A 22,339-nucleotide genomic window follows, 5' to 3' on the forward strand; every position below is an offset into this window, starting at 1 on the left:
GCACGCCGGGGGCGTACATGCTGAGAACATCGACTACTGTGACGGCCCTTCTCGACCAGCTCCGGGCGGCCCCCCGCACCGTGCTCAGCCGCATCCCGCTCGCCGGGAGCGGGAGTGACGACGACGAGGCCCGCCGTCCGCTGCCCGTCTCCGGCATGCTCGCCGCCGCCGCCACGCTGGGCGTCGGCCTCGCCGTCCTGACCACGCTCACCCTCATCGGGTGGATCGCCGCGCCCCGAGGGGCCTTCGGTCAGGGGCTTCCCGGGGTGTTCAGGGCGGCCTGCCAGGTGTGGCTGGCCGCGCACCATGCCGGGTTCGCCATCCCCGGCGGGCGGGTCGGCCTGCTGCCCCTCGGCCTGATGGTGCTGCCCGCCGCCCTGCTGTACCGCGCGGCGATCTGGATGGCGCGGGACGCCGACCTGCGGCTCCGGCTGCCCGCCCGGCTGCCGAAGGGAAGCACCAAGGACCTGGCCAACGCCCGGCGTCGCGCCCAGCTCGTGCTGATCGCGCAGGCGGGCATCTCGCTGGCCGCGCCGTACGCCCTGCTCGCCGGGGTGATCGCGCTGGTCGCCCAGAACAACGTGACGCAGCCGTTCGTGGGGGAGGCCCTGCTGAGCCACCTCGTGCTGGCGTTCGTCGCCGGGTCGCTGGCGACGGCGCGCACCATCGGCCCCTGGCGCTCGATGCTCCGGCTGCTTCCCGAGCGCGCGAGGTCGGTGGTCGTCGGCACGGCCGTCGCCCTCTCGACGATGCTCGCCGCCGGGCTCGTGCTCGTGCTCGTGGCCGTCGTGATGAACTTCGGGCAGATCCAGCGGCTGTCGGAGCTGCTGGCGCCGGGGTTCATCGGCGGGCTGCTCCTGCTGCTCGTGGAGGCGCTCTACCTCATCAACTTCGTGATCTGGGGTGTGGCGTACATCAGCGGGCCGGGGTTCGCCCTCGGCACCGGCACCCTCGTCGCGCCCACCGGCGTCCAGCTCGGCACCGTGCCGTCCCTGCCGATCCTCGGCGGGCTGCCCGACTCGGGGGTCACCTCTCCGTGGATCATGGGGGTGCTCGCGATCCCCTTCCTGGCAGGGGCGGTCGCGGGGGTGGTCGTCGCGCGCATCGCGCCGACCCCGCACTTCGAGTCCGCGCCGCTCTGGGGGTTCGTCTGCGGGCTCGCCACCGGCCTGTCGGCCGGGATGCTCGCGGCGCTCGCGGGCGGCCCGCTCGGCGGGGCGCGCCTGTCGGCCGTGGGGCCCTCCGCCTGGGAGGTCGCGCTGTCGGTCGCCCTGGAGGTCGGCGTCGCCGCCGGCATCTCCGCCGGGCTGGCCAACTGGTGGCTGGTGTTCCACGGCGCCCGCGTGCCCGCCCCGGCCCCGGTTCGCAAGGCCGGGGACGCCATCGTCAAGGTGGCGAGCAAGGTCAAGCTGTCCACTCCGCCCGCCACCGGACGGCTTCCCGGCCACTGGATGGACGCCACCGAGGCCGACACCCAGCCCATCCCGGTGATCCGCGCCGACTGGGCCGACGAGCACGCCTCCGCCGCCGCCGAGACCTTCGAGCCCGCCCCCGGGAAGACCCCCGCGGGCAAGGGTCCCGTCACGGGGAAGGGCCCGGCCAAGAAGGGGCCGGCGGGAACGAGGCCCGCCGCCGCGAAGGGCCGGGCCGACGGGAAGCGCGAGGAGCCCCGCCCGCCGCGCCGCGACATCGTGGACGAGTCCGACGACCGCGGCGGTCACATCATCTACGTCGATCCGTACGCGTGGGACCGCGATCCCTGACGGTGGTCGTGTCCTGGGGCGTGCTAAACGTGGGAGCGTGATCCCTCGCCGCTGGGAGACGGCTCGAAAAGGATCTCGTCCGGGTAGCACCACGCCCAGTTCTCGCCGGGCTCGAACGACTCGGCGATCGGATGCCCGATGGTGGCGTAGTGCCGGGACGCGTGCCGGTTGGGCGAGGAGTCGCAGCAGCCGACGTGCCCGCAGGTCAGGCAGGTGCGCAGGTGGACCCACCGCGACCCCGTCGCAAGGCACTCCTCGCAGCCGAGGGGGGTGTGCGGCTCGACGTCGCGGATGAGGCCGAGGTGCGTGCAGGCGTTCACGGGTTCTCCTTGAGCTTCACGGGGCATCGCACGGGTCGCGTGGCCGACCCGGAGCGGTCTCCCTCCCCGGCGGGACGCCGAGGCTCATTATCGGAATATCTCCATCTAAAGGCCGAAGCGGCCGTCACGACGGCCGCCCGATCCGACGATTTATGGAGCGAAGGGAAGCCGCAGACTGCCCTTTGGGATGAACGGGAGCCTGCGCTCCATCGCCTGTTCGAGCCCGTTCACGCACGCCTGCTGGGAGGTCGCCGTGCCCGCGCCCTTCATGCACTCGGTGTAGGCGGTGAGCTCGGCGCTGAAGTACATCTGGAACCACGTCACCGACGCCGCCATGACGATCGAGACGATCGAGATCAGCGACCCGACTATGGGCATGACCACGGGCAGGCGCTTCGCGGACTGCGTCCGCCACGCCCGGAAGCACACGATGATCGAGAACACGCCCAGAGCCAGGCCCATCACGGGGACCAGCAGTGTCAACGCCAGCGCGCCTATGGAAATCAGCAGCGCCCGGCGCCCGACCTCGACCCCCGAAGCCTCCGCGGGTGGTAGCACCTGACCTCCTCTGCGTCATGGAGCGGGCGGGCCGATACGCTGACAGCCGTACCCGTCAACGTCGCCCCGAAGGAGTGCAGCCCTGTCGGCTCGGCTCGTTGTCCTCGTCTCCGGTTCGGGGACCAACCTACAGGCCCTGATGGATGCCGCCGCTGCTGACGCATACGGCGCCCGCGTCGTGGCCGTCGGCGCCGACCGCGACGGCATCGAGGGTCTCGCCCGCGCGCGCCGCGCGGGCCTCCCGGCCTTCGTCGTCAAGCTGGCCGACCACCCGTCGCGAGCGGCCTGGGACCAGGCCCTCCGTACGGAGATCGCCTCCCATGATCCCGACCTCGTCGTCTCGGCGGGATTCATGAAGATCCTCGGCCCCGAGGTGCTCAACGCCTTCCCGGTCGTCAACACCCATCCTGCCCTGCTGCCGTCGTTCCCGGGCGCGCACGCGGTCGCCGAGGCCCTCGCGTACGGGGTGCGCGTGACCGGGTGCACGGTCCACCTCGTTGACGCGGGCGTGGACACCGGCCCGGTCATCGCCCAGGAGGCGGTGGCCGTGCGTGACGGCGACGACGAGGACGCGCTCCACGAGCGCATCAAGACCGTCGAACGCCGCCTGCTCGTCGAGGTGGTGGGCCGCATGGCCCGGGAAGGCTGGACCGTGACGGGACGTCACGTCCGCCTGGGCCCGGATCCCGACCCGGTGCCGGGAGCTCCGGCCGAGCCGGTTTCTCTGAGCCAGTCGCAATCTCCGGCCGGTCCAGGAGTCCTGGACGTCCCGGAAACAGGGAGGAGCACGAAGTGACCCGCATCGCCATCCGGCGCGCGCTGATCACGGTTTATGACAAGTCCGGGCTGGAGGAGCTCGCCCGGGCCCTGGACGCCGCGGGCGTCGAGATCGTGTCCACGGGGGGCACGGCGTCGAAGATCGCCTCGTTCGGCGTGCCGGTCACCCCGGTCGAGTCGCTGACCGGCTTTCCCGAGTGCCTCGGCGGCCGGGTCAAGACCCTGCACCCGAGGGTGCACGCGGGCCTGCTGGCCGACGGCTCGAACCCCTCCCACGTCAAGCAGCTCGAAGAGCTGGAGATCGAGCCGTTCGAGCTGGTCGTGGTCAACCTGTATCCCTTCCAGGAGACGGTGGCCTCCGGGGCGTCCGCGCCCGAGTGCGTGGAGCAGATCGACATCGGCGGGCCCGCCATGATCAGGGCGGCGGCCAAGAACCACGGCACGGTCGCCGTGGTCGTCGACCCGCGCGGGTACGGCGACGTGCTTAGGGCGATCGAGGAGGGCGGCTTCACCGAGCCCCAGCGCCGCCGCCTCGCCGCCCAGGCCTACGCGACCACCGCGTCGTACGACACGGCCGTGGCCTCGTGGTTCGCCGGCGTCTACGCGACGGACGAGGAGGAGGCCGCCTGGCCGTCCTTCATGGGCGCGGCCTGGAAGCGCAGGGCCGTGCTCAGGTACGGCGAGAACCCCCACCAGGGCGCCGCGCTGTACTCCGGCGGCCAGGACGGCCTCGCGAACGCCGAGCAGCTGCACGGCAAGGAGATGTCCTACAACAACTACGTCGACGCGGACGCCGCCTGGCGGGCCGCGTGGGACTTCTCCGAGCCCGCCGTCGCGATCATCAAGCACGCCAACCCGTGCGGGCTCGCGGTCGGCGCCGACGTGGCCGAGGCCCACCGCAAGGCGCACGAGTGCGACCCGGTGTCGGCGTACGGCGGCGTGATCGCGGTCAACGGCGAGGTGACCGGGGAGCTGGCCGAGCAGATCGCCCCGATCTTCACCGAGGTGGTCGTGGCGCCCTCGTTCGCCCCCGAGGCGCTGGCCGTGCTGACCAAGAAGAAGAACATCCGGCTGCTGCGCTGCCCCGCCGGCCCGTCCAACCCCGCCGAGTTCCGCCGCATCGACGGCGGGCTGCTCGTGCAGACCGTCGACAGGGTGGACGCCCCCGGCGACGACCCGTCCACCTGGGAGCTCAGGGCGGGCGACGCGGCCTCGCCCGAGACCCTCGCGGACCTGGCGTTCGCGTGGAAGTCCTGCCGCTCGGTGAAGTCCAACGCGATCCTTCTCGCGCACGACGGCGCCACGGTGGGCGTGGGCATGGGCCAGGTCAACCGCGTCGACTCGGCCCACCTGGCCGTGTCGCGCGCCGGCGACCGCGCGCGGGGGGCCGTGGCGGCCTCCGACGCGTTCTTCCCCTTCGCCGACGGGCTCCAGGTGCTCATCGACGCCGGGGTGAAGGCGGTCGTCGAGCCCGGTGGGTCGATCCGCGACGAGGAGGTCATCGAGGCCGCCTCCAAGGCCGGCATCACCCTCTACTTCACCGGCACCCGCCACTTCTTCCACTGATGATTCCACTGACGAAAGGCGCGTGACCGGCCGCTCCAGGGGGCGCGGATCTCCCGCCCCTTGGAACAATCTTGGACACCTCGGTAACAAGGGGGGCTCTGCGTCCACTTCCCAGTGTCAGAAGACGAACATCTGGGACAAAGGGGGCGGGCGGTGACGGACGAGTCTCGGCGGTTCACCAGCATGTACGACGAATGCCGGCAGCGCGTGTGGGCTTATGTGGTCAGCCGAGCGGGCCGGCAGGTCGCCGACGAGGTGGTGAGCGAGACGTTCGCGATCGCCTGGCGCAGGTTCGACGACGTGCCGGACCCGGCGCTGCCGTGGCTGCTCGGCGTGGCCCGCAACGTGCTGCGGGACAACATCCGCGCGGAGATCAAACGCGAGTCGCTCGCGAGCGAGCTGCGGGCCTGGACCGAGGGCGACCACGCCGAGCAGGTGGCCGAGCGCATGGCCGTCGTCACGGCGCTCGCCTCGCTGCCCGAGGACGACCGCGAGGTCCTGATCCTGGTCGCCTGGCAGGGCCTCAGCCCGCGCGACGCCGCCCGCGTCGTCGGCTGCTCTCCCGCGGCCTTCCGCGTGCGGCTGCACCGCGCGCGCAGGCGGCTGGTGCGCGCCATGGAGGCGTCGCCGGTCACGGTGTCCCGGTCCCGGGTGCGGAACCTCAGTGAGGAGTGGTCATGAACCCGATGGACCAGCTGCGGGCCGCGCGCCCCGCGCATCTCGACACCCCTGTGGACGAGGGCACCAGGGCCGCCGAGCTCTCGTACGCCATGGCGCGGGCCAGGACCGTGCGCGCCCGTACGATCGCCAAGCCGGTGTGGGGAGGCCTGGCCCTGGCCGGCGCGGCCACCGTCACGGCCGTCGCCGTCGCGGTCTCCGGAACCGGTGGCACGACGCCGCGCGCCCCCTCCCGCGCGGAGGCCGCCCCGGCCGCCACGAGCGCGGCTCCGGTCGTCCGGCTCTCCGCCAAGCAGATCCTGCTCGCCGCGGCAGACTCGTCGCTCAGGGCGCCCGCGGCGACCGGAGCGTACTGGTACGTCGACAGCGTGATCGGGGTCGCCAACGAAGCGGGCACCCGAGCTCGCTACCTGGTGCACTCCACGACCTCTCACCGGCTGTGGATCGCCAGGTCGCCTGAGGGGGAGAGCTGGTTCGTGGACCGCAACCTCGGCACCAGGCCCGCCAAGGGGGCGGAGGACGCCTGGGCGCGCGACGGCTCGCCGACGAAGTGGTCGGTGGAGGTCCCCGAGCCGAAGGCGGACGACAAGAACGCCCTCGGGCGGATGGAGCTGGACTCCACGCCCGGCAGGCCGTTCGGCAACCCGATCAACATCGGGGACAAGGTCTTCGAGCTGGCGGGCAAGAACGTGTCGGTGGCCGACCTCCAGGCGCTGCCCACCACGGCGGCGGCCCTGAAGCAGCGGCTGCTCCAGGGCTACGCGGGCCACGGCACCGAGTCGGACGACCCGCAGGACGCGGACTCCTGGCTCTACCAGGTGACCTCGGGGCTGCTGCGTGACATGCCGGTGAAGCCCGCCGTCCGTGCCGCCGCGTACAAGGTGCTCGCCGGGCTGGACGGCGTGCGGTCGCTGGGCGAGGTGACCGACACGCTCGGCCGCACCGGGCAGGGCATCGCGCGCCCCGAGAACTGGTCGGGCGGTGGGTTCGAGCGGCAGCTCGTCATCGACCCGGAGACCGGCATCCTGCTGACCGACCAGATCGTGGCGGTGCGGCCGACCGGCGGGTACGCCTGGGCCGAGCCGGGCACGCCGATCTGGTGGGAGGCCACGACGGAGGCCTCCTGGACCGACAAGGCCCCGGAGAAGCCGTAGTCGCCGAGGGTCCCGAGAAGCCGGAGCGGACAAGGGTCCCAGTGAAGCCGTAGTGCGCGGTACCGCCCCCGTGCCTGTCCGCGGACATGGCCGGGGGCGTCCGTTTCAGGGGTACCCCTAGGGCGTGTGACGGCCGGTCTACCTTAAGACCGTGGCGGCGACGAATTTCCGCTCGCCGCCGGGTCTACCCGTGCAGATGGTGCCGTTCGACTCACGTCCGAAGGAGAACCCGTGGAACTGCCGACGATCACGTCACGCGACGAATGGCGGAAGGCCCGCGAAGCGCTGCTCGTGAAGGAGAAGGAGGCCACCCGCGCCCGCGACGCCCTCAACGCCGAGCGCCGCGCGCTGCCCATGGTCGAGATCGACAAGGAGTACGTGCTCACGGGGCCGGACGGCGAAGCGAGCCTGCTCGACCTGTTCGACGGACGCCGCCAGCTCATGGTCTACCACTTCATGTGGATGCACGACACCGACCAGGGGTGCACGAGCTGCTCGTTCCTCGTCGACAACGCCGGCGACCTGCGGCACCTGCACAGCTGTGACACCTCGCTGGCGCTGGTCTCCCGGGCGCCGCTGGCGAGCATCGAGCGATTCAGGAAGCGCATGGGCTGGACCGTGCCGTGGTACTCCTCCGAGGGCAGCGACTTCAACTACGACTTCCACGCGAGCAACGACGAGTCCGTGGCTCCGGTGGAGTACAACTACATGGACAAGGCCGCCCTTGAGAGCAAGGGCATGCAGTTCTTCACGCAGGGGGACGGGCACGCCCTGAGCGTCTTCCTCAGGGACGGCGACCGCGTCTTCCACACCTACTCGACGTACGGGCGCGGGCCCGAGGTCCTGCTCAACACCTACAACTACCTCGACCTGACGCCGCTCGGCCGGCAGAAGTACGTCAACGAGTTCCCCCACCACGACCAGTACGACGAGCCGGCCGCCGCCTGCCACCACCACTGAGCCCGGGCCCGTGCCCTGCCCCCTCAGAGCGCGATCTGAGGGGGCGGCATGGGAGGATGGCGAGTTGTGAGCGCGCAGATTCTCGACGGCAAGGCCACCGCGGCGAAGATCAAGGGCGATCTGGCCGAGCGGGTGAGCCGGCTCGCCGCCCAGGGCATCACTCCGGGTCTCGGCACGATCCTGGTCGGCGACGACCCGGGCAGCCAGATCTACGTCGCGGGCAAGCACCGCGACTGCGCGGAGGTCGGCATCGCCTCGATCCGCAAGGATCTTCCAGAGACCGCCACCCAGGCCGAGGTGGAGGCGGCGATCGACGAGCTCAACGCCGATCCCGCCTGCACCGGCTACATCGTGCAGCTCCCGCTGCCCCGCCACCTCGACACCCAGTCGCTGATCGAGCGCATGGACCCGTCGAAGGACGCCGACGGCCTGCACCCGGTCAACCTCGGCCGCCTCGTGCACATGGTCGACGCCCCGCTCCCGTGCACGCCGCGCGGCATCGTGGTGCTCCTGCAGGAGTACGGCGTGCAGATCAAGGGCGCCGACGTCACCGTCATCGGGCGGGGCATCACCGTCGGCCGCCCGCTCGGACTGCTGCTCACCCGCCGCACCGAGAACGCCACCGTTACCCTCTGCCACACCGGCACCCACGACCTCCCCTCCCGCGTGCGCGAGGCCGACATCGTCGTGGCCGCCGCCGGGGTCCCCGGGCTGATCACCCCCGAGATGGTGAAGCCCGGCGCCGCCGTCCTCGACGTCGGCGTCTCCCGCGTCGACGGCAAGCTCGCGGGCGACGTCGCCCCGGGCGTGCGCGAGGTCGCCGGCTTCGTCGCCCCGAACCCCGGCGGCGTGGGCCCGATGACCCGCGCGATGCTCCTCACCAACGTCGTCGAGGCCGCCGAACGCCGCGCCCGCTAGCTCCTCGTCCCGGGGGGTGAGGTGGGCCAGCGGTAGAGGTGCTCGGGGCGTCCGGTGGTGCCGTAGCGCAGGGCGACGGTGATCCGGCCGTCGGCCGCGAGGTCCGAGAGGTAGCGCTGGGCCGTGGCGCGTGAGAGGCCGAGCTGAGAGGCGACGTCCGTGGCGGTCACGGGCTCGCCCGCGTCGCGCACGGCGTCGATGACCAGCCGCGCCGTCTGGCTCGAACGTCCCTTGCGGATCGCCGCCTCCACGCGGTCGCCCTCGTGCAGCACCCGTACGGCGCGGTCGATCTCCGACTGGTCGAGGGCGTGGTCGCCGCCGAGCTGCCCGTGGAACCGCGCGTACGCGCGCAGCCGCTCGGCAAGCTCGGCCTCGGAGAACGGCTTGACCAGGTAGTTCACGACCCCCCGGCGCAGCGCCTCGCGTACGACGGCCCGCTCGGCGGCGGCGGTCAGCATGATGACGTCGCATCCGAGGCGCGGGGCGATGGAGGTGCCAGAGGCGTCCGGGAGGTACTGGTCCAGGAGCGCCAGGTGGGGGCGCAGGCGCTCGGCCAGCTCGACGGCCTCCGCGGCGGTGCGGGCGACGCCGGCGACCTCGAACCCCGGCACCCGCCCCACGTAGCGCGCGTGCAGATCCGCCACCCGGAAGTCGTCGTCGACGACCAGAACGCGGATCATGGCGGGTGGACGGCGCCGGGGAGCCGGGTCACGAAGACCGCCCCGCAGTCGGCGCCCGAGGCGCGGGTGAGGGACAGCTCGCCGCAGTGGCGGCGGGTCAGCCGCCGGGCGAGCGCGAGGCCGACGCCGTGCGGCCGGGCGTCGTCGGCGGCGGTGGTGAAGTCCTGGTCGAACAGCCGGTCCACGGCCTCCGGCGGCACGCCGTCGCCGCTGTCGACCACGACCATGTGCAGGATGTCGGCCTCGGCGAGCAGGGACACCTCCACCCAGGCGGGACGCCGCGACCCGGCCTGGGCGGCGGCCGTGGCGTTGTCGACGAGGTTGCCGAGGATCGTGACGACGTCCAGCGGCGCCCTGAGCTGGGCGGGGACGAACGAGTCGGCGCTCAGGCGCAGGTCGACCCCCCGCTCGGAGGCCACGGCCGTCTTGGCGGCGAGCAGCCCCCGGATGTACGGGTCGCGCAGCCGCCCGGCGTCGCCGTACTCGGTGGCCAGGGGGTCCTCGGCCAGTTCCCGCAGGTAGGCGATCGCCTCGTCGCGGTGACCCAGGCTGAGCAGGCCGGACACCGTGTGCAGGCGGTTGGTGTACTCGTGGGCCTGGGCCCGCAGGGCGTCGGACAGCGCCCGCACCACGTCCAGCTCGCGGGCCATCGCGTCCAGGTCGGTGCGGTCGCGCATGGTGAGCACGTGGCCGAGGTCGCGGTCGCTGCGGCGTACGGGCGCGGCGGTGACGACGAGCATGCGCTCCTCGGTGGCCACCAGCACGCCCCGCGCGCTGGTGCGCCCGGCCAGCAGGGTGCGCAGGCCGGGCGGCAGGCCGGCGTCCGCGACCAGGGAGCCCTGCACGGGCCGGCCGCCGATGAGCCGGGCCGCCGCGTCGTTGCAGATGGTGATGCGTCCCGCTGGGTCGGCGGCCAGCACGCCCTCGTCGATGCCGTGCAGCACGGCCTCGCGCTCGCGGAGCAGGTCGGCGAGGTCGGTCGGCTCCAGCCCGAGCGTCTGGCGCTTGAGGCGGCGGGCGAGCCCGGCGGCGGCCGCGACGCCGAGCGCGAGGGCGAGGCCGGTGAACCCGGCGGCGGGGCGCATCAGGTCGCCGATGCGCCGGGACACCTCGCCCGCCGCGATGCCGACGCTCACCTGGCCGATCACGCGGCCCGTGCCGTTGAGCAGGGGGACCTTGCCCCGGGCCGACAACCCCAGCGTGCCGCGCTCGAAGGTGACGATCTCGTGGCCGCTCAGGGCCTCGGGCTCGGTGCTGACCCGCTTGCCGAGGCGGCTGGTGTCGGGGTGGGAGTAGCGGATGCCGTGATCGTCGGCGACGACCACGAACAGCACGCCCGTACGGCGCCGCGCGGCCTCGGCGCGCCGCTGGACGTCGCCCGAGCGGTCGTGGGCCGCGACCTCCTGGACTATCTGGGCGTCCGCCGCGACCGAGCGCGCGACGGCGAGCGCTCGCTCCTCGTACTGCTTCTCCAGCTCCGCGTGGAGCAGGTAGGCCACCAGCGCGAAGCCGCTCCCCAAGATCAGCAGAAGCACGGCGACCTGGACGAGCAGGGCCTGTGTCGCGAAGCGCAGACGGGGCCTCTTACCGGGCCAGGACATGGCAAGCACGATACCTGCGTGCAAGGCGTATGGAGGCCTGAGCTAAATGCGCAAAACGCGAACTACGCGCATTGCTCATTCAACTGGCACAAGCCTAGTGAGGCCGGTCACACCGCCCTACGTTCCGTGGAACGCCTTACCCCCTACTGATTATCAGGCCGATGTTTCCGAGGTATGTCACGCGACGGACCCTGCTCGTTACCGCGGCGTCCGTCACCGCGTCCAGTTCTGAGCCGGTTCCCGCTCGGGCGCTCGATCACCGATCTGACCACCTACGCGAATCCGGAAGGAGTCGAACGCCATGACCAGCCCGGGCCCCTCAGCGGAGGCCACCACCCCGGCGTCCAACCCCGCGATCGAACTGCGCGGCGTCACCAAGCGCTTCCCGACCCGCGACGGCCGCGACTACACCGCCGCCCGGGACATGACCCTGACCGTGCGGAGCGGCGAGTTCGTGAGCGTCGTCGGGCCCACCGGCTGCGGGAAGTCCACCAGCCTCTCGATGATCTCGGGCCTCGCGCCCGCCAGCGCGGGCGAGGTGCTCGTCCAGGGCAGGGCCGTGACCGGCATCCCGGACGGGCTGGGCTACATGTTCCAGCAGGACGCGGTCCTCCCATGGCGGTCCGTGCTCGACAACGTCGCCGCCGGGCCCCGCTACCGGGGCGTGGCGAAGAAGGAGGCGCGCGAGCAGGCCACGGAATGGGTCGCGAAGGTCGGGCTCGCGGGCTTCGAGCGGTACTACCCGCACCAGCTCTCCGGCGGCATGCGCAAGCGGGTCGCCCTGGCCCAGACGCTGATCAACGAGCCATCGATCCTGCTCATGGACGAGCCGTTCAGCGCCCTCGACGTGCAGACGCGCGAGCACATGCAGGACCTGCTGCTCGACCTGTGGTCCGGTACGGGGGCCGCCGTGGTCTTCGTCACCCACGACCTGACCGAGGCGATCGCCCTGGCGGACACGGTCGTCGTCATGACCGCCGCCCCCGCCACGACCAAGAACGTCATCCCGGTGAATCTCGAACGCCCGCGCCGCGTCGAGGAGATCCGGCTGGAGGAGTCGTTCCTCGCCGTCTACCGCGAGGTCTGGGACTCGCTGCGCGAAGAGGTCGAGATCACCCGTACCCGAGGAGCCGGCCGTGTCGCCTGACGTCCAGACCCCCGTCGCCGCCGCGCCGGCCGCCGTCGCGGAGCGGCGGGGTGCCGGGCCGCGCCGCCCCGGCTGGGTGCGCGCCCCCAAGATCACCGCCACGCGGGTGCTGCTGATCGTGCTGTGGCTGGGCAGCTGGGAGCTGTCCGCCAGCACCTTCCTCGATCCGTTCTACTACTCCAAGCCGAGCGCCATCTGGGGCCGGATCGTCGACTGGTTCACCTCCGGCACGGCGTTCGGGTCGATCTGGGAGCAGATGGCGGTGACCCTGGAGGAGGCGGTCATCGGGTTCGTGATCGGCTCGCTCGCCGGGGTGGTGCTCGGCGTCCTGCTCGGCAGGGGCCGCTTCCTCGCCGAGGTCTGCGCGCCGTTCATCAAGGCCGCGAACGCGATCCCGCGCATCGTGCTCGCGTCGCTCTTCGTGATCTGGTTCGGCCTCGGCATGTCCTCCAAGGTCGCCACCGCCGTGGTCCTCGTCTTCTTCGCCGTCTTCTTCAACGCCTTCCAGGGCGCGCGCGAGGTGGACAAGACCCTCATCGACAACGCCCGCATCCTGGGCGCCGGCCCCCGGCAGATCCTCACCACGATCGTCCTGCCGAGCGCCACCTCGTGGATCCTCGCCAGCCTGCACGTGGCCTTCGGGTTCGCGCTGATCGGCGCGATCGTCGGCGAGTACACCGGCGCCGACAAGGGCCTCGGCCTGCTGATCAACCACGCCCAGGGCACCTTCGACTCGGCCGGGATCTACGCCGGAATGATCATCATCACGGTCATGGCACTGCTCGCCGAGTGGCTGCTCACCCTTCTCGAACGCCGGCTCCTCGCCTGGCGTCCGCCGTCCATCGCCACCGCACAGATCTGATCGGAGCCACTCCCCCGATGAAAGCCACCTCCCGTCTCCTCGTCACCACCGCCGCCGGCCTGGCGGTGGCCGTCGCCGCCACCGGCTGCGGCGACTCCCGTACGGCTACCACCGCCGACGGCGCCCCCCAGGTCAAGATCATGATCGGCGGCATCGACAAGGTCATCTACCTGCCGCCCAAGCTGACCGAGCAGCTCGGCTACTTCAAGCAGGAGGGCGTCGACGTCCAGCTGCTCACCGAGCCGTCGGGCGCGCAGGCCGAGAACGTCCTGATCAGCGGCGACGTCCAGGGCGTCGTCGGGTTCTACGACCACACGATCGACCTGCAGACCAAGGGCAAGTGCATCCAGAGCGTCGTGCAGTTCGCCGACGTGCCAGGAGAGGTCGAGGTCGTCTCCACCGCCCAGGCGGACAAGATCAAGACTCCGGCGGACTTCAAGGGCAAGCGGCTCGGCATCACGAGCCCCGGCTCGTCCACCGACTTCCTGACCCAGGCGCTGGCCGTGAAGAGCGGGCTCGCGACCGAGGACGTCACGCGGGTGAAGGCGGGCGCGGGCCCGACCTTCATCGCCGCCATCGAGAACGGCGGCATCGACGCGGGCATGACCACCGACCCCACCGCCGCCCAGCTCACCTCGTCGGGCAAGGGCAAGGTCATCATCGACATGCGCACGGAGGAGGGCACGAGGGCGGCGCTCGGCGGCCTGTACCCCGCCAGCTCGCTGTACATGGACTGCGCCTGGGTCCAGAGCAACAAGCAGACCGTGCAGAAGCTCGCCAACGCCTTCGTGAAGACCCTGAAGTACATCAACGAGCACTCCGCCGAGGACATCGCCGCCAAGATGCCCAAGGAGTACGCCGGTGGAGACCCCGCGCTCTACACCAAGGCGATCAACGACACCAAGAGCATCTTCCGCCCCGACGGGGTCATGGACGAGGAGGGCGCCAAGAACGTGCTCGAGGTGCTCAGCTCCTTCTCGCCGAACGTGAAGGGCAAGAAGGACACCATCGACCTGTCCAAGACGTACACCACGGAGTTCGTCAAGGCGGCCAAGACCGGCTGACCCACCGGATGGCCAGGAAGATGCCCGGAAATATCTAAACAAAATTGGCGGAGGCTCCGTCCAACCTGACAACAGCCAGTTGATGGGGGAGCCGATGACGCGCCGGATGGTGATGGTGGTGGCGGGAGCCGCCGCCATGGTGGGACTCGGCGGCGGCCGGGCCGTGGCGGCTTCGGCCACGACCCGGCCGCCGGCGGGCTTCCTGCTGTACGAGGCCAAGGACGCTCGCACGATGGCCGATGAGGTCTGCGACCTTCCGCGAGTCCGCGGGTGACGGCGGTGTCCCACGAAGCGAACGACGACACCACGCGCGGCTTCCGGCCCGGCGGGGCCATGGGCGAGGAGGACGCGCCCTCCTCGCCGGACGTGGAGGGCGAGAAGGGCACCGTCGACCTGCTCACCTACATCGCCCGGTACGTCAGGGCCGTCAAGACCGGCTGAATCCACCGCGTCTTCGAGGCGCGAGTCCTGATTCATCGCCTTTTTTACGTACATATACGGATGCCACTACGGATGTTCAACTCCTGACTGCGGACCTAGCGTCACGTCAGACCGGTTCGTCCGGTCCGCACACAAAGGAGCGCCGCGAAGTGACCTCTCCCGACCTCCCGCCATAGCCGCCGCTTCCCGCCGTAGGCGACATCATCGCCGGATGAAGTGGCCGCCCGTCTCGGCGCCACAACGGTCGAGAAGCACCATTCGTTTCTCTCATCACCCCCCTAATCCCACCGTGTCCGCTGCCGAGCGACTCTCGGCGGCGCGACCGCCGCTGCCCGCGAACAACGCGCGACGCGGCGTGGGAGGCAGAGAAAGGAAAAGACGCCCATGAGGCGCAAGGCACTACTCGCAGCGACCGCTGCCCTGGCAATGGCAGGCGTGGTGGTCCCCGCCACCGCGGCCGCGGCCAAGCCGCCCCCCGGCAGCGACGGCAAGGTGCAGTCCCTCGCCGCCGACCCGTCGCAGCGCGCCGCGGCGGCCGCCGACCAGGCCGTCGCGAGCGGGCTGGACAGGCTGCGCGTCAGCCCGAACGAGACGTACAAGCGCACCGCCGTGACGGCGGGCGCGGGCATGTACTACGTCACCTACGAGCGCGCCTACAAGGGCCTGCCCGTGGTCGGCGGCGACGCGGTCGTGATCACCGACGCCAACGGGCGCGTGCGCGACACCGCGTCGGCCACCGGGGCCACCACCCAGGGCGTGGCGACCACGCCGACGGTGACCGCCGAGGCCGCCACCGAGACGGCGAAGAGCAAGCTGGACCGGACCGACGACAGCGCCGCCCCGCGCCTGGTCGTCCTGACCTGGGGCGGCAAGCCGCGTCTCGCGTGGGAGGCGAAGGTCTCCGGCATCTCCGCCGGCAAGCCGAGCATCCAGCACGTGTTCGTCGACGCGAGCACCGGCGAGATCGCCGACTCCTACGACGACGTCAGGGCGGGCACCGGCAACGGCTACTACTACGGCACGGTCACCATCAACACGAGCGGCTCCGGCACCTCGTACTCGATGACCGACTCCACCCGCAGCGGCCTGCGCTGTGGCGGCCAGGGCGGCACGGCGTACACCGGCACCGACGACGCCTGGGGCAACGGCAGCGGCACGAACCTGGAGACCGCCTGCGTGGACGCCCTCTACGGTGTCCAGCGCGAGTGGGACATGCTGGGTTCCTGGCTCGGCCGCAGCGGCATCAACGGCAGCGGCGGCGGCTTCCCGACCCGCGTGGGCCTGGCCGACGTCAACGCGTACTGGAACGGCAGCTACACGAACTTCGGGCACTCGCAGGACAACGCCCGCCAGGCCACGCCGATCGACGTGGTGGCCCACGAGTTCGGCCACGCCATCTTCCAGACCACCCCGGGCGGCGCCGGCTCCGGCAACGAGAACGGCGGCATCAACGAGGCCACGGGCGACATCTTCGGGTCGCTGACCGAGCACTACGCCAACAACCCGAACGACCCGCCGGACTACCAGGTGGGCGAGGAGGTCAACCTCGTCGGCCAGGGGCCGATCCGCTACATGTACAACCCGTCCCTCGCAGGGGACCCCAACTGCTGGTCGACCTCGATCCCGAGCACCGAGGTGCACTCCGCCGCCGGTCCGCTGAACCACTGGTTCTACCTGCTCGCCGAGGGCTCCGCGCCCGGTGGCGGCAAGCCGAGCAGCCCGATCTGCTCCGGCGGCCCCTCCTCGGTGACCGGCATCACCATCCAGAAGGCCGGCAAGATCTACATGGGCGCCCTCCAGCGGAAGACCTCCACCTGGAAGTACGCCAACATCCGCACGGCGTCCCTGGCGGCGGCGGTCGAGCTCTACGGCGCCAGCAGCCCCGAGTGCGCGGCCGTCAAGGCGGCCTGGAACGCGGTCAGCGTCCCGGTGCAGTCGGGCGAGGCCTCCTGCAGCTCCTCCAGCAACGACTTCTCCCTGTCGCTGAGCCCCACAGCGGGTACGGTGGCTCCGGGCTCCGCGACCACCGCCACGGTCGGCACGACGACCACCGCGGGTAGCGCGCAGACCGTCTCCCTCAGCGCCTCCGGGCTGCCCTCGGGAGCGACCGCGAGCTTCAGCCCCACCTCGGTGACCTCGGGCGGCTCCGCCACCCTCACCATCAGCACCAGCTCGTCGACGCCTTCCGGCACCTACACGATCACGGTGACGGGCACCGGCTCGGGCGCCACCCACACGGCGGCGTACACGCTGACCGTGTCGGGCACCTCCGGCGGGCGCACGTTCACCAACGGCACCGACTACACGATCAACGACCTGTCGACGATCAACAGCCCGATCACCTCGACCGCGACCGGTAACGCCGTCTCCCCGGTCAAGCTCAGTGTGACCATCTCCCACACCTGCGCCGAGGACCTCCGGATCAGGCTCAAGGGCCCGAGCGGCACCCTCTACACGGTCAAGTCCAGCGGCGGCATCAGCTGCACGTCCTTCGGTACCCGGGCCTACTCGGTTCCGGTCACCCAGACGGCGGCGGGCACGTGGACCCTTGAGGTCACCGACCAGTACACCTTGGACACCGGCTACCTCGACTCGTGGACCATCACGGTCTGAGCGACGGCTGGACGAACCCCCGGGACCACCACCCCTTGGTCCCGGGGGTTCGCCGTTGTCCGGGCGTACGGCGTCCTTGCCCCGTACGGGCGAAGAGGTTCAGGCGGGCGGGGCGACCTGGGTACGCGACCGCACGCCGAGCTTGCGCAGGACGGTGGCGACGTGGCTCTCGACCGTCCGCGTCGACAGGAACAGCACGTCGGCGATCTCGCGGTTGGTACGCCCGAGGGCCACGAGCCTGGCCACCTCCCTCTCACGCTGTGACAGCACGCCCGCGTCCGCCTTCCGGCCGCGCGGTAACTGGAACTCCACGCCGATGTCCCGCAGCACCCGCCTGCACCGGGCGGCGTCGTGGGTGGCGCCGAGCCGGCCGAACCGCTCCGCCAGCTCGGTGAAGCCCGCCGCGGCGCCGGCGTCGCCGAGGGAGAGCCGCGCGCGGGCCTCACCCTCGCCCGCCCGCGCCGCGGCGTACGGCTGGGGCAGCGCGGCGTACGCCTCGCGGGCACGGGCGAAGAACCCGATCGCCTCGGCGTGCCGCCGCTCGGCGGCGGCCAGCGCGCCCCGCGCGAGGTCGAGGGCGGCGTGCGCGGTGGGCGCGATGCGGCCCGCGATGCCGGCGGCGTACTCGGCGACCAGATCGGCCGCCGCCTTCAGACGCCCGTCCCAGGCCAGTGCGGTGACGGCGGACGGGACCAGGTACGCGCCCCACACCCACACGCCCTTGCGGCGCAGCCGGGCGACCGCCCGCTCGGCCTCCGCGACCGCGCTGTCCAGGGCGCCTCGCGCGAGGTGCAGATCGATCAGCCCCCCGGCGGCGGCCGTCACGATCGGGACGTACCGGGCATCCGGCGCGTCCAGGCCCGCGCCGTGGAAGTGCTTGATGGCCTCGTCCCACTCACCCGTCGCCAGGGCGAGCATCCCCAGCACCAGCCAGACGTCCACCGCGATCAGCGGGGTCTCGGTGGCCAGCTCTCCGAGGGACGCCGCCCGGTCGCGGAGCCCGTCCCACCGCCCGGTCAGCCAGTCCCTGCGGATCGTCGAGACGTCCAGGAGATAGGCGGGGTACTGCGCGCCGCTCTCCACGGCGAGCTGCCTGCCCTCCTCGGCGAACTTCTCGGCCGCGGCGTAAAGCCCCAGGCTGGTCGCAGAGTCGTGCAGGTTCGCGTACGCCCGCGCGGCCTCCCGCCGGACCGCCGTGCGCGGGTCGGCGACCGGCAGCTTGGCCGCCACGGCGAAGGCGTCGGGGGAGCCGATCGTCATCTCGAACGAGGCCCGGTTGGCCTGGACCGCCGCCGCCAGCTCGGGGTTGTCGGCGGTGGCGACGAGGGCCTCGGCGCGGGCCATCCACTCCTCGTGCCGCTCCAGCGACTCGGTGCCCCAGCCCGGCAGCGCGAGGCTGGCCCAGCCCCGCGCGGCCAGCGTCGGCCGGTCGCTCAGCTCGGCGAGGGCGGCCCTGATCTCGGGCCTTCCCGCGGCGGTGTCGCCCGCCTGGTTGGACAGTACGACGCCGAGGTTGAGCCGCGCCTCGCCACGCGCGTCGGGAGAGAGGAAGTCGTCGCGCAGGACGTGGCGCAGGAGCCGTACCACCCGCTGGTGGGAGAGCCCCGTCGCCGCGAACCTGCTCAGCATCAGCGCGAGCGGTCCCCGGTCGGGCGCCGGCAGGCCGGGATCGTCGAGCATGCCCTCGATGATCTCGACGGCCAGGGCGGTGTCGCCGAGGGAGGCGGCCCGCTGGGCGGCGGACGTGCCGTGCCGCAGCCAGGCGTCGGTGTCGCCGGCCTGCCTGGCGTGGAACGCGAGCTGCACTTGAGGCGGGGAGTCCACCGCTTCCAGCGCCCGCATCGCCCGATCGTGCGCCGATCTGCGGTCGGGCCCCGGGATGGCGTCGTACACGGCCTGCTGGGCCAGCGCGTGGCGGAAGCCGTACCGGCCGCCGGGATGCTCGTGCAGCACCCCGGCACGCAGCGCCTCGCCCAGCCCGGCGGAATGGCCGCCGACGGCGGTGATCAGCTGCTCGCCCGCGGGGAGCCGCAGCACCGCGGCCGCCTGCACCGCGCCCACCGCCGCCGCTGACAGGCCTGCCATCCGCTCGGCCATGGCCTCGCGCAGCAGCAGGGGCACCCCGGCGCGGTCGAGCGCGTCGGGCTCCTCCGCGTCGTGCAGGGACCTGACCACCTCCTCCACGACGAACGGGATGCCCGCCGTGCGGTCGTGCAGGCGGGCGACGAACCCGGAGGACAGATCGGATCGGTCCAGCAGCGCGCCGGCCAGGCTTCCCACGTCGGAGACGTCGAGTGGTGCCAGCGGCACGACCACGTTGGTCGTGTCCGGCTGATGCCGGTAGGCCAGGCCCAGGGGCGACCCGGCCGTGCCGAGGTTCTCCCGCCGGTAGGTCGCCACGATCGCCAGCCCCTCGGGCGGCTGGCCGCTCAGGAAACGCAGCAGATCGCGGGTGCCGTCGTCGGCCCAGTGCAGGTCCTCGATGACGAGCACGGCCGGCCCGACGGCCGCGAGCAGCGCGCGTATCGCGCGGAACACCCGGTGCCGTTCCGCGCGTGGATCCTCAAGGGGCTGCGGTGAGGGCGGCAGCGCGTCGGCCAGCTCGGGAAGGTAGCCCTGGAGCGCGCCGGTGACGGGGTTCAGCGCCTGGGCCGCCGGGAGACGTCCCCTGATGTCCCGCAGCGCCTCGAACACCGGGCCGTACGGGAAGGGCTCGCGGATCTGGTGGCAGTAGCCGAGCAGGACGGCCCGGTCGCCGGACGGGAGGCGGCCGAGCGCGGCGCGGACGAGCCGGGTCTTTCCTATGCCCGCTTCGCCCTCCACCAGCACCACCGCCGGTGGACGGGTCATCGCGTCGATCAGAGCCCGCAGCTCAGAGGCGCGTCCGACAAGTGCGGGCGAGGGCACGATGCTCATCCACAGCTCCAGGGTACGGATTGCGGGATCCCCCGGGACAGTTATCCACGTACCTCCGCCCAAGGTCAACCCTTGAGCGTTACAGCCGTGTTGCGTATGGGGTCAACCCACCCACTCGGTCGCACGCCACCCGGCCCGTACCGGCTCCGATGAGCCGAATGACCACCAGACATCTGGCTGTAGAACCAGATGAGAAGGCGTGGCCTCGGGCGGTCGGATGGCGGGTCTCTCATCATGGCGGCGGACCGCCCCTCACCATCCAGGCTGATCTCCCGCACCGGTCCCGGCGTCTAGGTTCACCCCCAGGTGGAGGAACGATTGCGCGGCGGCTCAGGCGGCGCGGATCAGGGGGGACGGCGAGATGACGGAGGAAGTTCGCGTTCGTGGAGGTGAGGGCCTCGCCCAGTCCCTGGAGGAGTATCTTCACGGCTGGAGTGAGCGGTCGGGCATCGTGGCCGAGGTGTGGGCGATGCCCGGTGAGGCCGTGCCGGCCGATCTTGCTCAGGCGGTGTACGCGACCGTTGTCGAGGCGCTGTCCAACGTCGAGCGGCACAGTCGTGCCGAGCATGTCTCGATCGCGGTCACGCTTGGTGCGGGCGGTCTGCGGATGACGGTCAGCGACGACGGCATCGGGTACGCGGATCGTCCCGGCCGGTTGGACGGGCGGGGGCAGACCGCCATGCGCGCGAACTTCGCCGAGGTGGGCGGCACGCTGACGATCAACAGCACGCTCCGGGGCGGCACCACGATCACCGGAGTCGTCCCGAGATAGACCGGGCACGCCCGCAGGTGAACCGCCGGGCCCGCAGACGGGGCCGGCCGGCGAGGTGGGGCCGAGCACGCGGTGCCCGGCCTGACGAGCCGCCGCACGATGCGCGGCCTCAGAGGCTCTCGATCTCCGTCAGGTCGATGTCGACCTCGAACGGGACCTTGAGCTGCAACTTGTCGTGGTGAATCCCCATGAGGGCGTAGGCCTTGGTGGCCGGGTCGAGCTCGTAGACGTACACGGTCGCCTTACCGCCGTTCTGCTCGACCCTCCAGAAGTGCTCGATCTTCGCGGCGGCGTAGAGCTGCGGCTTCCGCTCCCGATCACGTGTCTCGGAATCGGGGCTGACGACCTCGACTATGAGGAGCACGTCTTTCGCCTGGTACGCGGTGGCGTCAGGCCCCACGAGGGCTTCGGCTCGGAGGATCACCACATCAGGCTCGGGACGCTGCCGAGGGCCGAGTACGACGCTCATCTCCCTGCGCACCCGGAACTCTCGCGGAGTGAACCGGCGCAGAGCGTTGACGAGCAGATCGATGATCACAGAGTGGAAGTCTTTCTGGGGGCTCACGAAGACCAAGCTTCCATCTATCAACTCTGTGTGTGCAGGCAAATCCGGAAGGTGATCGAGGTCCTCGGCGGTGAAACCCTCCGGTGGCGGGACCATCCAGCCGGGAAGCTGCGGGTCTGTCATCTTTTGGCTCCGGACCTCGACTGTCATGGCTTCACGCTAGCAATTGCACCCGGTCTCTCCAGTGAGTTTGCCCGCTACTCCTGGAACGGAACGCCCCGGCACCACCGCCTGAGGGTGTGCGGGTACAAAGAGTCTGGGCCACGCGATCTCGCGTGGCCCAGACGTGCCGGCCTGCAAGGGACTACGAGGCGCGGCGGTTGGCCGCCTGGGGCGGGGACTCGCCCGGCCCCGAGGTGCGCTGCGGGGGGACCACCGGTGTGGGGCGGACCAGGCCGAGGGCGACGACCTCGTTGGCCAGCCTTGTGCGCCGGTTGATGCCCTCCGGAATGCGGAACTTCTGGTAGAGCCGCAACAGGTGCTGCTTGACGGCCGCCTCCGTCACGACCAGGTCGTCGGCTATCTCGCGCGCCGTCGCGGGCGCCACGAACGCCTCGTCGGACAGCGCCGGGCGGCACAGGGAGGTCAGCACGTCGACCTCTCGCCTGGTCAGCTCCGGCGCCGCCGCGCGGCGCAACTCGACTTCCGGGGCGAAATCCTCCCTTGGCACCCCGCCGACCCGACAGCGAGCCGCTCCGAAGGAGACGACGTCGCCGTCGTCAAGCACCCTCCGGGCGATCGGCCTGCCGTTCACCCGTGTGCCGTTGCGGGACAGGCCCAGGTCAACGACATACAGGTAGGGTCCACGGCGGATGAACTCGGCGTGCAGTCGTGACACGCTTGGATCAGCCAGCCTTACGTCGACGCCTCGGCCTCGGCCGATCGTCGTGATCTCGGGGCGCAACGGGACCACCTCACCGGTGTCCTCGACGCGTATGAACGGCCCCTCCACGGCAGTTCCTCCCCAGGTAGCCCGCCGTTACT

Annotated in this window: 21 protein-coding genes; 14 read left to right on the plus strand and 7 right to left on the minus strand. The window is 71.6% G+C overall.

Features of this window, described 5'->3' with window-relative positions:
- Nucleotides 1-38 precede the first annotated feature (38 nt).
- Entirely contained in the window at nucleotides 39-1,763 is a 1,725-nt protein-coding gene (locus ACOZ38_RS05975; RefSeq protein ID WP_424529136.1) for a DUF6350 family protein, read from the plus strand.
- Nucleotides 1,764-1,786: 23 nt separating this feature from the next.
- Here ACOZ38_RS05975 and ACOZ38_RS05980 read toward each other — a convergent pair whose 3' ends face one another.
- Together ACOZ38_RS05980 and ACOZ38_RS05985 are read right to left on the minus strand one after the other, a co-directional pair.
- Nucleotides 1,787-2,083, minus strand: a complete 297-nt coding sequence (locus tag ACOZ38_RS05980; RefSeq protein WP_424529137.1) for a UBP-type zinc finger domain-containing protein — start codon at nucleotides 2,081-2,083, stop codon at nucleotides 1,787-1,789.
- A 150-nt stretch (nucleotides 2,084-2,233) separates the two neighbouring features.
- Nucleotides 2,234-2,641, minus strand: coding sequence for a hypothetical protein (locus tag ACOZ38_RS05985; protein WP_405144697.1), 408 nt, complete (start codon nucleotides 2,639-2,641; stop codon nucleotides 2,234-2,236).
- A gap of 82 nt (nucleotides 2,642-2,723) precedes the next feature.
- On the opposite strand from ACOZ38_RS05985, the gene purN reads away from it, so the two are divergent.
- The 6 genes from purN to ACOZ38_RS06015 all read left to right on the plus strand — a co-directional run bounded on the left by purN (nucleotide 2,724) and on the right by ACOZ38_RS06015 (nucleotide 8,694).
- On the plus strand, nucleotides 2,724-3,437 hold the full coding sequence (gene purN, locus ACOZ38_RS05990) for a phosphoribosylglycinamide formyltransferase (protein WP_424536962.1): 714 nt from the start codon (nucleotides 2,724-2,726) through the stop codon (nucleotides 3,435-3,437).
- Nucleotides 3,434-4,984, plus strand: a complete 1,551-nt coding sequence (gene purH, locus ACOZ38_RS05995) for a bifunctional phosphoribosylaminoimidazolecarboxamide formyltransferase/IMP cyclohydrolase (RefSeq protein WP_405144698.1) — start codon at nucleotides 3,434-3,436, stop codon at nucleotides 4,982-4,984. Before purN ends, purH begins: the two co-directional genes overlap by 4 nt.
- Nucleotides 4,985-5,137: 153 nt before the next feature.
- Nucleotides 5,138-5,665: an RNA polymerase sigma factor gene (locus tag ACOZ38_RS06000; RefSeq protein WP_405144699.1), complete on the plus strand. Its 528-nt coding sequence runs from the start codon at nucleotides 5,138-5,140 to the stop codon at nucleotides 5,663-5,665.
- Entirely contained in the window at nucleotides 5,662-6,816 is a 1,155-nt protein-coding gene (locus ACOZ38_RS06005; protein ID WP_424529138.1) for a CU044_5270 family protein, read from the plus strand. The genes ACOZ38_RS06000 and ACOZ38_RS06005 overlap by 4 nt, the downstream gene beginning before the upstream one ends.
- Nucleotides 6,817-7,047: 231 nt before the next feature.
- Entirely contained in the window at nucleotides 7,048-7,776 is a 729-nt protein-coding gene (locus tag ACOZ38_RS06010; RefSeq protein WP_405144702.1) for a DUF899 domain-containing protein, read from the plus strand.
- Between the two features lie 66 nt (nucleotides 7,777-7,842).
- Nucleotides 7,843-8,694, plus strand: coding sequence for a bifunctional methylenetetrahydrofolate dehydrogenase/methenyltetrahydrofolate cyclohydrolase (locus ACOZ38_RS06015; RefSeq protein ID WP_424529139.1), 852 nt, complete (start codon nucleotides 7,843-7,845; stop codon nucleotides 8,692-8,694).
- Here ACOZ38_RS06015 and ACOZ38_RS06020 read toward each other — a convergent pair.
- Both ACOZ38_RS06020 and ACOZ38_RS06025 read right to left on the minus strand, forming a co-directional pair.
- Nucleotides 8,691-9,374, minus strand: coding sequence for a response regulator (locus tag ACOZ38_RS06020; protein ID WP_405144704.1), 684 nt, complete (start codon nucleotides 9,372-9,374; stop codon nucleotides 8,691-8,693). The two genes, ACOZ38_RS06015 and ACOZ38_RS06020, sit on opposite strands and share 4 nt — an antisense overlap.
- On the minus strand, nucleotides 9,371-10,975 hold the full coding sequence (locus ACOZ38_RS06025; RefSeq protein ID WP_405144705.1) for a sensor histidine kinase: 1,605 nt from the start codon (nucleotides 10,973-10,975) through the stop codon (nucleotides 9,371-9,373). The genes ACOZ38_RS06020 and ACOZ38_RS06025 overlap by 4 nt, the downstream gene beginning before the upstream one ends.
- A 301-nt stretch (nucleotides 10,976-11,276) precedes the next feature.
- Between ACOZ38_RS06025 and ACOZ38_RS06030 the strand changes: the two genes are divergently transcribed.
- From ACOZ38_RS06030 to ACOZ38_RS06055, 6 genes are all read left to right on the plus strand, one after another.
- On the plus strand, nucleotides 11,277-12,122 hold the full coding sequence (locus ACOZ38_RS06030; protein ID WP_405144707.1) for an ABC transporter ATP-binding protein: 846 nt from the start codon (nucleotides 11,277-11,279) through the stop codon (nucleotides 12,120-12,122).
- On the plus strand, nucleotides 12,112-12,984 hold the full coding sequence (locus tag ACOZ38_RS06035; RefSeq protein WP_405144709.1) for an ABC transporter permease: 873 nt from the start codon (nucleotides 12,112-12,114) through the stop codon (nucleotides 12,982-12,984). Before ACOZ38_RS06030 ends, ACOZ38_RS06035 begins: the two co-directional genes overlap by 11 nt.
- 17 nt (nucleotides 12,985-13,001) lie before the next feature.
- On the plus strand, nucleotides 13,002-14,048 hold the full coding sequence (locus tag ACOZ38_RS06040) for an ABC transporter substrate-binding protein (protein ID WP_424529140.1): 1,047 nt from the start codon (nucleotides 13,002-13,004) through the stop codon (nucleotides 14,046-14,048).
- A gap of 94 nt (nucleotides 14,049-14,142) precedes the next feature.
- Nucleotides 14,143-14,322 (plus strand): hypothetical protein, encoded by a 180-nt coding sequence (locus ACOZ38_RS06045; protein ID WP_424529141.1) that lies wholly within the window; start codon nucleotides 14,143-14,145, stop codon nucleotides 14,320-14,322.
- A 5-nt stretch (nucleotides 14,323-14,327) separates the two neighbouring features.
- Entirely contained in the window at nucleotides 14,328-14,489 is a 162-nt protein-coding gene (locus ACOZ38_RS06050; RefSeq protein WP_424529142.1) for a hypothetical protein, read from the plus strand.
- 384 nt (nucleotides 14,490-14,873) lie between these two features.
- Nucleotides 14,874-17,102, plus strand: a complete 2,229-nt coding sequence (locus ACOZ38_RS06055; protein ID WP_424529143.1) for a M4 family metallopeptidase — start codon at nucleotides 14,874-14,876, stop codon at nucleotides 17,100-17,102.
- Nucleotides 17,103-17,201: 99 nt separating this feature from the next.
- On the opposite strand, the gene ACOZ38_RS06060 is transcribed toward ACOZ38_RS06055, so the two are convergent.
- On the minus strand, nucleotides 17,202-20,018 hold the full coding sequence (locus tag ACOZ38_RS06060) for an ATP-binding protein (RefSeq protein ID WP_424529144.1): 2,817 nt from the start codon (nucleotides 20,016-20,018) through the stop codon (nucleotides 17,202-17,204).
- 361 nt (nucleotides 20,019-20,379) lie between these two features.
- Between ACOZ38_RS06060 and ACOZ38_RS06065 the strand changes: the two genes are divergently transcribed.
- On the plus strand, nucleotides 20,380-20,790 hold the full coding sequence (locus ACOZ38_RS06065) for a sensor histidine kinase (protein ID WP_424529145.1): 411 nt from the start codon (nucleotides 20,380-20,382) through the stop codon (nucleotides 20,788-20,790).
- 109 nt (nucleotides 20,791-20,899) lie between these two features.
- On the opposite strand, the gene ACOZ38_RS06070 is transcribed toward ACOZ38_RS06065, so the two are convergent.
- Together ACOZ38_RS06070 and ACOZ38_RS06075 are read right to left on the minus strand one after the other, a co-directional pair.
- Entirely contained in the window at nucleotides 20,900-21,505 is a 606-nt protein-coding gene (locus ACOZ38_RS06070; protein WP_424529146.1) for a Uma2 family endonuclease, read from the minus strand.
- Nucleotides 21,506-21,659: 154 nt separating this feature from the next.
- Entirely contained in the window at nucleotides 21,660-22,307 is a 648-nt protein-coding gene (locus tag ACOZ38_RS06075) for an FHA domain-containing protein (RefSeq protein WP_358549119.1), read from the minus strand.
- Nucleotides 22,308-22,339: the final 32 nt, after the last annotated feature.

This window comes from Sphaerisporangium viridialbum (assembly GCF_049674955.1).
Taxonomy (GTDB): domain Bacteria; phylum Actinomycetota; class Actinomycetes; order Streptosporangiales; family Streptosporangiaceae; genus Sphaerisporangium; species Sphaerisporangium viridialbum.

Excerpts from the sequence above, each read along its gene's own strand:
- ACOZ38_RS06005 (WP_424529138.1), top strand. The coding sequence starts at position 5,662 with ATGAACCCGATGGACCAGCTGCGGGCCGCGCGCCCCGCGCATCTCGAC.
- ACOZ38_RS06020 (WP_405144704.1), bottom strand. The coding sequence starts at position 9,374 with ATGATCCGCGTTCTGGTCGTCGACGACGACTTCCGGGTGGCGGATCTG.
- ACOZ38_RS06025 (WP_405144705.1), bottom strand. The coding sequence starts at position 10,975 with ATGTCCTGGCCCGGTAAGAGGCCCCGTCTGCGCTTCGCGACACAGGCC.
- ACOZ38_RS06030 (WP_405144707.1), top strand. The coding sequence starts at position 11,277 with ATGACCAGCCCGGGCCCCTCAGCGGAGGCCACCACCCCGGCGTCCAAC.
- ACOZ38_RS06040 (WP_424529140.1), top strand. The coding sequence starts at position 13,002 with ATGAAAGCCACCTCCCGTCTCCTCGTCACCACCGCCGCCGGCCTGGCG.
- ACOZ38_RS06045 (WP_424529141.1), top strand. The coding sequence starts at position 14,143 with ATGACGCGCCGGATGGTGATGGTGGTGGCGGGAGCCGCCGCCATGGTG.
- ACOZ38_RS06055 (WP_424529143.1), top strand. The coding sequence starts at position 14,874 with ATGAGGCGCAAGGCACTACTCGCAGCGACCGCTGCCCTGGCAATGGCA.
- ACOZ38_RS06060 (WP_424529144.1), bottom strand. The coding sequence starts at position 20,018 with ATGAGCATCGTGCCCTCGCCCGCACTTGTCGGACGCGCCTCTGAGCTG.
- ACOZ38_RS06065 (WP_424529145.1), top strand. The coding sequence starts at position 20,380 with ATGACGGAGGAAGTTCGCGTTCGTGGAGGTGAGGGCCTCGCCCAGTCC.
- ACOZ38_RS06070 (WP_424529146.1), bottom strand. The coding sequence starts at position 21,505 with ATGACAGTCGAGGTCCGGAGCCAAAAGATGACAGACCCGCAGCTTCCC.